The sequence below is a fragment of the Polyangium jinanense genome, from assembly GCF_028435365.1.
On record NZ_JAGTJJ010000024.1, the window covers coordinates 157,658 to 167,279 of the forward strand.

7 protein-coding genes are annotated in these 9,622 nt (G+C 69.1%); 6 read left to right on the forward strand and 1 reads right to left on the reverse strand.

Going from position 1 to position 9,622, the window contains the following annotated elements:
• Positions 1-6: 6 nt before the first annotated feature.
• Positions 7-3,366 (reverse strand): serine/threonine-protein kinase, encoded by a 3,360-nt coding sequence (locus KEG57_RS31035; RefSeq protein WP_272459104.1) that lies wholly within the window; start codon positions 3,364-3,366, stop codon positions 7-9.
• Between the two features lie 36 nt (positions 3,367-3,402).
• Between KEG57_RS31035 and KEG57_RS31040 the strand changes: the two genes are divergently transcribed.
• The 6 genes from KEG57_RS31040 to KEG57_RS31065 all read left to right on the forward strand — a co-directional run bounded on the left by KEG57_RS31040 (position 3,403) and on the right by KEG57_RS31065 (position 9,504).
• Positions 3,403-4,653 (forward strand): hypothetical protein, encoded by a 1,251-nt coding sequence (locus tag KEG57_RS31040; RefSeq protein WP_272425854.1) that lies wholly within the window; start codon positions 3,403-3,405, stop codon positions 4,651-4,653.
• On the forward strand, positions 4,650-5,243 hold the full coding sequence (locus KEG57_RS31045; protein WP_272459105.1) for a hypothetical protein: 594 nt from the start codon (positions 4,650-4,652) through the stop codon (positions 5,241-5,243). The genes KEG57_RS31040 and KEG57_RS31045 overlap by 4 nt, the downstream gene beginning before the upstream one ends.
• A 377-nt stretch (positions 5,244-5,620) precedes the next feature.
• Positions 5,621-6,226 (forward strand): RNA polymerase sigma factor, encoded by a 606-nt coding sequence (locus KEG57_RS31050; protein ID WP_272459106.1) that lies wholly within the window; start codon positions 5,621-5,623, stop codon positions 6,224-6,226.
• A complete protein-coding gene (locus KEG57_RS31055) occupies positions 6,213-6,956 on the forward strand; it encodes a hypothetical protein (protein WP_272425857.1) in 744 nt (247 codons plus the stop codon). Before KEG57_RS31050 ends, KEG57_RS31055 begins: the two co-directional genes overlap by 14 nt.
• Before the next feature lie 61 nt (positions 6,957-7,017).
• A complete protein-coding gene (locus tag KEG57_RS31060; protein WP_272425858.1) occupies positions 7,018-7,866 on the forward strand; it encodes a HugZ family pyridoxamine 5'-phosphate oxidase in 849 nt (282 codons plus the stop codon).
• Positions 7,867-8,232: 366 nt separating this feature from the next.
• Complete coding sequence (locus KEG57_RS31065; RefSeq protein ID WP_272425859.1) at positions 8,233-9,504, forward strand: ABC1 kinase family protein; 1,272 nt, start codon at positions 8,233-8,235, stop codon at positions 9,502-9,504.
• Positions 9,505-9,622 lie beyond the last annotated feature (118 nt).

Genomic DNA, 9,622 nt, shown 5'->3' on the forward strand with positions numbered 1-9,622 from the left:
GGCGGGTTACTCCTGCCCGATCGCGATCCCCAGCAACTGGCGCACCGCGAGGTAGCTCTCCGACACCGAGTACGCGAGCAGATCCTTTAGTTTGTCCGTGGGCAACGGATCGTCCGAGAGCGTCGGCTCCGCGGCGATGATCTTCTTCGCCACCCCGAGATCCCCGCACAGGACGAAGCCGGCGCGCGTCGCCGTGAACTCGACCGCGCGGAAGTACCGGGCGATGTCCGCCTCCTCCCGCTCGGAGACGAACTTCCGCACGAGCACACGGAGACCGTCCTGCTCGCGTGGCCCCATGAACGAGCGCAGCACCTTCGCTGTCGTCTCGGCGCGCGTGTCCACGTCGCGCGGCGTGTTCGCGTCGGGCATCACCATCTTCACGGCCGCGTGGAAGATGACGCGCAGCTCCTCCGCGCTCGGGAAGAGCAGCTTGATGTAGTGCTCGCCGCGGTACATCGCGAGGTGTTTGCCCGCGATGAACGCGAGCTCCTCCTGGGAAAAACCGCCGAGCAGCGTCTGCCCCACGACCGACGCGGGCGGCTCCGTCGGCACCGCGACGATGCCGCCCGGCACGTCGCTGCGCACGAAGAGCGCCGGGCACGTCACGCCGATGACGCGCGACGCCCAGCCCATCGTTCGCACGAACGGCACGCTCGACGTCGTCGGGTCCTGCCGCAGGAAGGGATCGAGCGAGAGCAGCTCCTTGCGTTGCCGCAGCGCCTCGACCTTCGCCTTCATGGCCGCGCGCGCCATCATCTCGAAGATCTTCCCGACGAGCAGGCTTTGATCCTCGTGGAAGACGTGGCGCGCCCAGAGCTCGTTGTCGAAGCGGCTCTTCACCTGGATGCGGCCGTCGGGGCGGTAGTCCTGGAAGTAGGTCACCTGCTCCTCGTCCGCCTCGCGCAGGAACGCGAGCGCGGCCGCGGCGCACCAGGCCGGATCGTAGGCGCCACGATCCACGCTGAGCCGGTAGATCGCCCGGTAGGCGTCGACGTACCCGGGATCGGCGCGCAGGATGGCCTGGTACGACGCGATCGCGTCGTCGATCTGCCCGATGTGCGCGCAGAGGGCGGCGAGCGTGAGGTGATCGGGGATGACCTCCTCGCGCGAGGCGTTGCGCAGCGCCATGCGGAAGGCCTCGACCGCGGCGCCGGGGTTGTCGAAGAGGTCGCGGTAGATCTCGCCGAGCTTGAACCACAGCCGGTGCTTGAACGAGGTGTCCTCGGTGCCTGCGTGCCGGTGCAGCATCTTCCGGTAGGCGCGCTCGATCTTCTTCCAGTCGGCGCGGCCCTCGTGGATCGCCACGACCAGATCGAAGGCCTCGACGAGGCTCGGGTTCTTGTCGAGCGCCTCGTCGAGCAGCTCGAGCGCGCGATCGGTTTGGTCGAGACGATCCTGGTGGACGAGCGCGAGCTGGTAGAGGTAGCGCGCTTTGCGCTCGGCCGTGGGCTCGGCGGCTTCGAGCTTGCGGAGCACGTCGCAGAGCTCGGCCCACTTGCTGTCGAGCTCGAGCTGCATCGCCAGCTCTTGCAAGCGCGCGCGCTCCTTGGGCGGCATCGGCGGCGCCGCGGCCTTGGGCGGAGGCTCGCGCCGCACGGGGACGGGCGGAGGCGCGGCGGGCTTGCGCGGCGGCGGCCCCTGCGGCGGCTTCGGCGGCGGCGCGGGCGCGGTCGCGGGCACGGTCGCGGGCACTGGCTTCGTGGGCCGCTGGCTCGCCCGCGAGCCGTCGTTCGGCGTCCCCCCCGAGTCCGAGAGCTTCGGCCCGGAGTCGGTCAGCTTGGGCGCGGAGTCCGTCAGCACCGGCGCGGACTCCGTGAGCGAAGAGTCCGTCAGCGCGGGCGCGGAGTCCGTCAAGAGCGGCAGGGACACCGGCGCGGAGTCGACCAGCGACACCAGCGCGGAGTCGAGCAACGAAGGGCCTTCGGAAGCGGCGGCGGGCGCGGCGGCGGCAGCGGGCGCGGGCGCGGGCGTCGCTGCCACGGGCGCAGGCGCGGGCGTCGCTGCCACGGGCGCGGGCGCCGGGGTCGGCGTGGTCGTGGGCTTCGGCGGCACCACGGGCCCCGTCTTCGGCACGGCGAGAGCCGGCGTGGGCGTGGCCGCGGGCCCCGCCTTCGGCGCGACCACCGGCGCGGCGAGCCCGGCCTTCGAGACGGGACCCGTCTTCGGCTCCGGAATGACGGCCTTCGCCGGCTCGGCTGCGGCGGGCGAGGACTTCGAGACCTGCAGCTTCAGCGGGAGCCCTGTCACCGACGGGCGCAGCGGCCCTGCTGCGGCGGGCTTCGGCATCGGCTTCGGAAGCGGCTTCGCGCTCTTCGCCGACTTCGACGAGACCGGCGATTCGAACGGCGTGATCTTGACGTCTCCCGTCATCGGATCCGACGACCACGCGTCGATGAGCCGCATCAGCTCGCGCACGGCTTCGCCGGCCGACTGCCAGCGCGCGGATGCGTCGCGCTGGATGCACTTCGAGAACCACGGGTCGAAGCCTGGCGGCAGGTACTTCGCGTAGTCGCCGGCTCGATGCGTCGCCGTCGGATGCTCCTCGAGCGCGATGCAGATCATGAGATCCGCGTACGTGTCGACGCCCCAGTATTGACCGGGCTGAACGCCCGTGAGCGCCTCGTACGCAACGAGCCCGAGCGCCCACACGTCGGTCGACGCCTGCACGGTCTGCGAGATCGAGATCCCTTGTGTCGCGGCGAGGCTACGCAGCGTTGCGCCGAGCTGCTCGGGCGCGGCGTACGCGGGTGATCCGATCTGCGTCGCGGTGCGTTGCTCGTGACTCTCCAGCACCTTCGCGATGCCGAAGTCCATCACCTTGAGGAGGATCTGGCCTTTCCGATCGCGGGCGATGAACAGGTTGCCGGGCTTGAGATCGCGGTGGATGACGCCTGCGCCGTGGGCTTGATCGAGCGCGTCGGCGAGGTGCTCGAAGATCGTGTGCGCGAGCCGCGCGGGCAGCCGTCCGTGCTTCTTGAGGTAGCTCTCCAGCGTGTCGCCTTGGAGCAGCTCCATCGCGAGGTACGGGACCTTGCGCGCCTCGTCCACGCCTGCGTCGAAGACGTCGACGATGTGCGGGTTTTCGCCGATCCGCGCGCCGAGCTGGGCCTCTTTCACGAAGAGGTCGACGAACTCTTTGCGCGTGACCAGGTGCGGGTGCACGAGCTTGAGCGCGCACGCCTTGCCCGTGTTCACGTGCTTGGCCTGATAGACGATGGCCATGTTGCCCTGGCCGAGCCAGGATTCGACCCGATATCTGCGGGCGATCACGTCGCCAGGCTGGGCCAGCGTCCCTTCCGCCATGATGATGCCGCGCAGTATACGTCCGAGGCGCGCCGTTCCACCACCCTGCGAAACGAGAGGCACGCTCTTGTCGTCCCCGACGTGCTAGCAGGGATCGACATGGACACGCTGCCCGACACGGCGCCGGAGCCCCCGAAGGAGCCCCCGAAGAAGAGCCCGCGAGGGCGGCGGATCGTGGCTTTCGTGCTCCTCTTCGCCGCGGCCCTCGGCCTCGGGGTAGGCCTCGGCCACCGCCCGCTCGTCCGGTTCTGGATCGAGAAGGAAGCGCGGGCCCGGGGCATCGAGCTCACGTTCGACGACTTCAACCCCAAGTGGGGCCGTGTCGTGCTCACGGGCGCCAAGGCCAAGCTCGAAGGCGTCACGGGCCTCGCGGTCGAGGCCCCGTGGGTCGCCGTGGACCTCGCGGGCCTCTCCCCGACGCGGCTCGAGGCCCGCAACGTGGTGGTCACGCTCGCCACCCCGCTCGACGAGCGCCTCGAAGCCCTGGCCGCGTTCGATCGCCGCCACCCGGGCGCCCTGGATCTGCCGGCGACCGCGAACGCGACGGTGTACTGGGGCTCGAAGGAATCGCCGTGGATCGTGCTCGCCGGCCAAGCGACGAAGGGGCGCGGCGACGAAGGGGCGTTCGAGGGGACGGTGGCGTTCGAGGGGACGAACCTGGGCCTCGTCGGCGCGCGCTGGAACGGCAAGGATCCGGCTTCGATATGGCTCGGCGCAAAGACGCCCGAGGCGGCGCCGCTGCGGCTCGCGCTCGACACGAAGGCGAAGCCGATGCGGCTTTCGGCGACGCTGCCGCCGACAAAGGTCGACGACCTCGCCCGCGCGCGCTCGTTGTCGGTCCCCGCGGATCTGCGCGGGGCCTCGGTGGAGGGGACGGTGGCGGTGACGTTCGGCGGTCCCGAATCGAAAGGGATGTACGCGGGCACGGCGTCGCTCGAGGTGAAGGGCTGGGTGCCGCCGCATCCGAAGGAGCTCGACGGGATCGTCTTCGGGAACAAGACGAAGCTCGGGGCGACGTTCGAGATCACGCCGAACCTCGTGGACATGCGCATCTCGAAGGCGACGGTGGACGCGGGCGCCTTCAAGCTGGCCGGCCCCGGGACGGTGAAACGCGAGGGCCTTTCGGCGCGGGTGAAGATGACGCTCGACGGCGCGGTGCCCTGCTCGGAGCTCGGCGCCTCGGCGGTCGGCGCGCACGTGGACGGGCTGATCGGCGACCTGCTGAAGGGCGTGGCCCGCGTGGGTCTCGGCGGCAGCGTGAAGGTGCGGGTCACGGTGGACGCGGATACGAGGAAGATCGAGCGCGCAACGGTGGATCAGGCGGTCACGGTGGGGTGTGGGCTGCGATGAGTCGCGCCGCCCCGCAACGAACCCGCGCAAGCTTCGCCCAGGCCGTGCTCCGCGAGGTCGAGACGCTCGACCCGACCGTGCGAGCTCGCATCCTTGCGCGCATGGCTCCCGCGTCCCTCGCGACGATCCGCGGCGCCATCGGCATACAATGGCTCCCGCCCGAGCCTTATTACGACATGGTCGAAGCGCTGCGCGCGGAGCTCGGTGCTCCCGGCACACGTGCGCTCTTCCGGCGCTGCATGAACCGTTACTTCGAGAATCCGCTCCTCCGGGCGGTCGTCGAAAGCTTCCTGCGCCGGGCCGGATTCACGCCGCAATCCTTGCTGCGCTTCGTCCCGCGCGGCCGTGAGCTCGTCGCCGAGAATGCGGGCCGGCTGGTCTACGAAAACCTCGGCGAGCACGAATGCATGCTCCGACTGCGAGGGTTTCCGGCTGCGCATTTCCGGAACGGGACGATGGTCGAGCTCCTGTCGGGTTGCTGGGAATCCGCGCTCGACTTCGCCGGGGTGGACGGGAAGGTCGAGGTCGAGAGGCTCGATCTGGAGCGGGGCGCGTGTGATTTCGTGCTGTCGTGGAAGCCGCGGGCGTGACCGTCGCTCCTCGCTTCGCGTCAACCCGCGCGGATCATCGTGGATAGCGTCGGTTGACGCTCGTCGATACCCGCCGGTCATCGTGATCCGAGGGGGTTGATCCGCATCAACCCCCTCTCTGATCATCGTGAGCAGCAGGGGTTGATCCTCGTCAACCCCCGCCGGTCCTCGTGGACAGAGGGGGTTGATCCTCGTCAACACCCTCGGTGTCATCGTGGACAGAGGGGGTTGACGCTCGTCAAACACCCGCTGGCCATCGCGTCCATCCGCGGTTGATCCGCATCAACCCCCTCTGTCCACGCCATCCAGCGCGCCAGCTCACACTTCCCCTCCCTCCGCATCTTTTCTGTCACCTCTCCCCGCCCGCCCCGTAGAGCATGGGCGAGCACCTCATGCGCCTCTTCCCCTGGCCCTGGGCGGACCCTGACGATCGCCATCGCGCTCTCCTCACCCGCGCCCAAGCGGGCGACCGCGAGGCGTTCCGGGCCCTTTACCAGGACCTTTACGACCCGGTCAGCCGCTTCGTCGGCCGGCGCGTCCGCAGACGGGAAGACGTCGAGGACCTCGTCGGCCGCGTCTTTCACAAGCTGCTCGAGCACCTCGGCGACATCGATCTCCGCCGCGGCTCCGTGCGCATGTACGTCCTCTCCATCGCGCGGAACGCCGTCATCGACCATGCCCGCGCGCGCCGCGAGGGCACGCCCATCGAGGACGTCGCGCCGATCCTCGCCGACGATCGCGGCACGCCGCTCGACTCGCTCGTTCAACAAGAGCGCATCCGCGCCCTTCGCGCGGCCGTCGCGGCGCTGCCCGATCACGTGCAGGAGCTGCTCGCGCTTCGATATGGCGATGGCCTCGAGCATGCCGAGATCGCGGCGCTGCTCGGGGAGTCCACGGCCGCCGTGAAGCAGCGGCTCTCGCGCGCGCAGCGGTCGCTCCGCGAGGTGCTCCAGGAAGGTGAGGTCGTCGATGTTCGGTTCTGATCGAGAAAAAGAGCTCGAAAAGGTCTTCGAGCCCGCGAGCGCGCCTCGCCCCGAGCACCGCACGGCGCTCGAAGCGTCGCTCCTCGCCACGTTCGACGCAATGCCCCCGGAACAAAGGAGGAAACCCATGGAGAAGAAACACGTGTTGCGGAAAATGGCTTTCGGCGCGGCAATCGCCGCAGTGATCGGCGTCGCGGCTTGCGCGGCCCCCATGGAGGTCGACGTCGAGGTCGGCCGGAGCCTGACGGTCACGTACGCCGAGGCCGAAGCGATGCCCAAGCCGCCCGAGGTCATGAAGGCCCTGGAAGGCTCGGTGAAGCTCGACAACGTGAAGGTCCGCGGTCGCCACCAGAACGGCGAGGTGACCCTGCAGATCGAGGCATGGGGCGAGGACCTCGGCGACGAGCCGCTCGCCGACAAGCTGCGAGAAGCCATGCCCGCGCTCGCCTCGGCGAAGATCACGGAGAAGCCGCTCTCCGGCAAGGTCGATAGCACGCTCGGCAAGAAGATTGGCCACGATCTCTTCAACCTCGACATCACCGACGACCAGGACGTCGAGGTGGTACGGCAGAAGATCCTCGAGCAGCTCGCCGCGCAGGGCTTCGAGGGTCAGGTGAAGGTCGACGTGCAAGGGGACGGAAAGGGTGAGGGGCGGCGGGTGAACATCGAGCTCCGCCGGGAAGAGGAGTGCCCACCGGAAGAGGCGGAGGAGAAAAAGGCCGCGCCCTGATTCGATCGTTCGGTCGTCCCGCATCGATAAAACCGGCGCGCCGTGTTATGACGGCCCTATCATGACGAAGGGCCGCGAACAGAATGCCGCCGGGAACGAGAGCCAAGGGAAAGGCGTGGACACTCGGTCCACAGTCGCAGGGACAGGTCCGTCCGGGGCCTCCCCACACGCGCCGAGCCACGCCGAACGCGCGCGCACACTCGCCCGCGCCGCCCGATTCGGATCCCTCGCCACGATGGCGCGTGATCCCGAGGGTTTCCCTTATGCCTCGCTCGTGGCGCTCGCCACGGACGCGCGCGGCCGCGCCCTCTTCTTGCTCTCGCGCCTCGCCGAGCACACCCAAAACCTGCTCGCCCGTCCCGAGGCCTCCGTCCTCCTCCTCGAATCGCCCATCGTCGGGGACAAATTGCTCGAAAAAGGACGCGTGACGCTCATCGGCCCCTGCACAGCCGTGCCGCCGGAGGAGGTGTCCGAATGCCGCGCGTTGTTCCTCGCCGCGCACCCGGACGCCGCGACCTACGCCGATTTCGCGGATTTTTCGCATTACCGCATCGAGCCGCGCTCCCTCCGTTACGTCGGCGGGTTCGGCCGCATGTCCTGGGTCGACGTCGCCGCATACACCCGCGCCGAGCCCGATCCACTCGCCGAATTCGCGCCCCGCATCCTCGGGCACATGAACGACGACCACGCCTCGTCGATCCTCGCCTACGCGCGCAAGCTCGCCGGAATCGCCGAAGCCACGAGCGCGCAGATGACCGCCGTGGACCGATACGGCATCGAAATGGCCGTCGAGACCCCCTCAGGCGAGCGTCGCGTACGGCTCGCATTCGACACGGAAATCCGGACCCGCGAGGAGGCACGCAAAGCCCTCATCGAGATGGCAGGGCGAGCCGGCGAAGGCGAAGACTGAGAGCGCGGGGCGTTGCCCCGCACCCCAGCGGGGGCTGTCCGCCCCCTGCACCCCGGACCAGGCACGGCCTGGACCGAAGGCGGAGAAACTGCGCGATGCGCAGTTTCTCCGACGGGCCCGGGGCAAGACCACGAGCGGCGTTGCCAGCGCTGAGGTTTTGACTGGCAGGGTCGTCGCCGGTCTTGCCTCGGCCTGTTCGATGAACTGCGCATCGCGCAGTTCATCGACCCCGGGTCCAGCGCTTGCGCTGGTCCGGGTCCAGGGGTGGACAACCCCTGGTCGGGCCCGGGGTGAAACCCCGGCGCTACGCTGCCGAAGGGGGGAGGTCTTTACCATCCTGCGTCCGTCTGCTACGTCCGCGGCGAGATGTCGGACGAAACCAAGCTTCCTTCGGGCCGCCTCGGCCGCCTCGTCCGGCTCGCCGAGATCGGCGCGCGCACGGGGACGAGCCTGCTCCTTCGCCGCGAGGGCGATGACGCGGCTGCCAAGCGCGCGGCCGAGGTCCTTGGCAACCTCCGCGGCGTCGCTGCCAAGGTCGGCCAGATGGCTGGCTACATCGATGGACTCGTCCCTGAGGAGCATCGTGACGCTTACCAGCGCTCGATGAAGAGCTTGCTCGCTGCGGCGCCTCGCTCCTCGCCGGAGGCCATTCGCCTCCTCGTCGAGGAAGAGCTCGGCGCCCCGCTCGATCGCCTCTTTGCTGAATGGGATGAAAAGGCCGTCGCGAGTGCCTCGATCGGCCAGGTGCATCGCGCCCGCACCCTCGAAGGGGATGAGGTCGCGGTCAAGGTCCAGCACCCCGGCGTGGCCGAGGCTGTCGAGGCGGACCTGAAAAATGCGGGCTTGCTTGAAGGCGCGCTCTCGATGATGGGCACGCGTAAGGTCGGCTCCGCGAAAATGCTCGAGGAGGTCCGCGCCCGCTTCCGCGAGGAGCTCGATTACACGATCGAGGCGCGCCGCCAGATCGAGTTCGCGCGCGTCCATGAGGGCGACCCGAAGATTTTGATCCCCTGGGTCGATCTCGATCGTTCGTCGCGCCGTGTGCTCACGACGCAGTTCGTTCGCGGCCGGAATCTCGACGAGGCGGCCGGCCTGCCCGAGCGGGATCGCGTCGCGCTTTGCCGCACGCTCTGGCGGTTCGTTTACAAGGGCACGCTCCTCGGCGAGATGTTCAACGCCGACCCGCACCCGGGCAATTATTTCTTCCAGGACGACGGGCGCGTGGCGTTCCTCGATTTCGGCTGCGTGCAGCCCATCCCCGAGAAGCGGCGCGGCGTCGCGCGCAGGCTCCACCGCGCGGCCGTCGAACGCGACGAGGCCACGTTTACCGAGGCCGCGAAGATCATGCTGGAGACCCAGGGCGGCGACCACGAGAAGCGCGTGCTCTCGTACATTCGCCGCGCGTTCGAGCCGCAGTTCTCCTCGCCGTTCCGGATCACGCGCGACTACGTGGCGAGCCTCGTCCACCACATGAAGGAGGCAGGCAAGGAGACGCTCAAGACCGGGGACACCTCCTTCGTGCCCATGCCCGAGGGCATGCTCTTCATGAACCGCCTCCAGTTCGGGTTCTATTCAGTCCTGGCCCGGCTCGACGTCGAGGTCGATTACGCGGCGGAAGAACGCTCGTTCATGGCCTGACGCGCCTCGCCGGGGCCCTGCCCCGGACCCCGCGGGGGCTGTTCGCCCCTCGACCCGAACCAGGGCAAGCCCTGGACCTTTGGTGGAAGAACTGCGCTGCGCGCAGTTCTTCCAACGG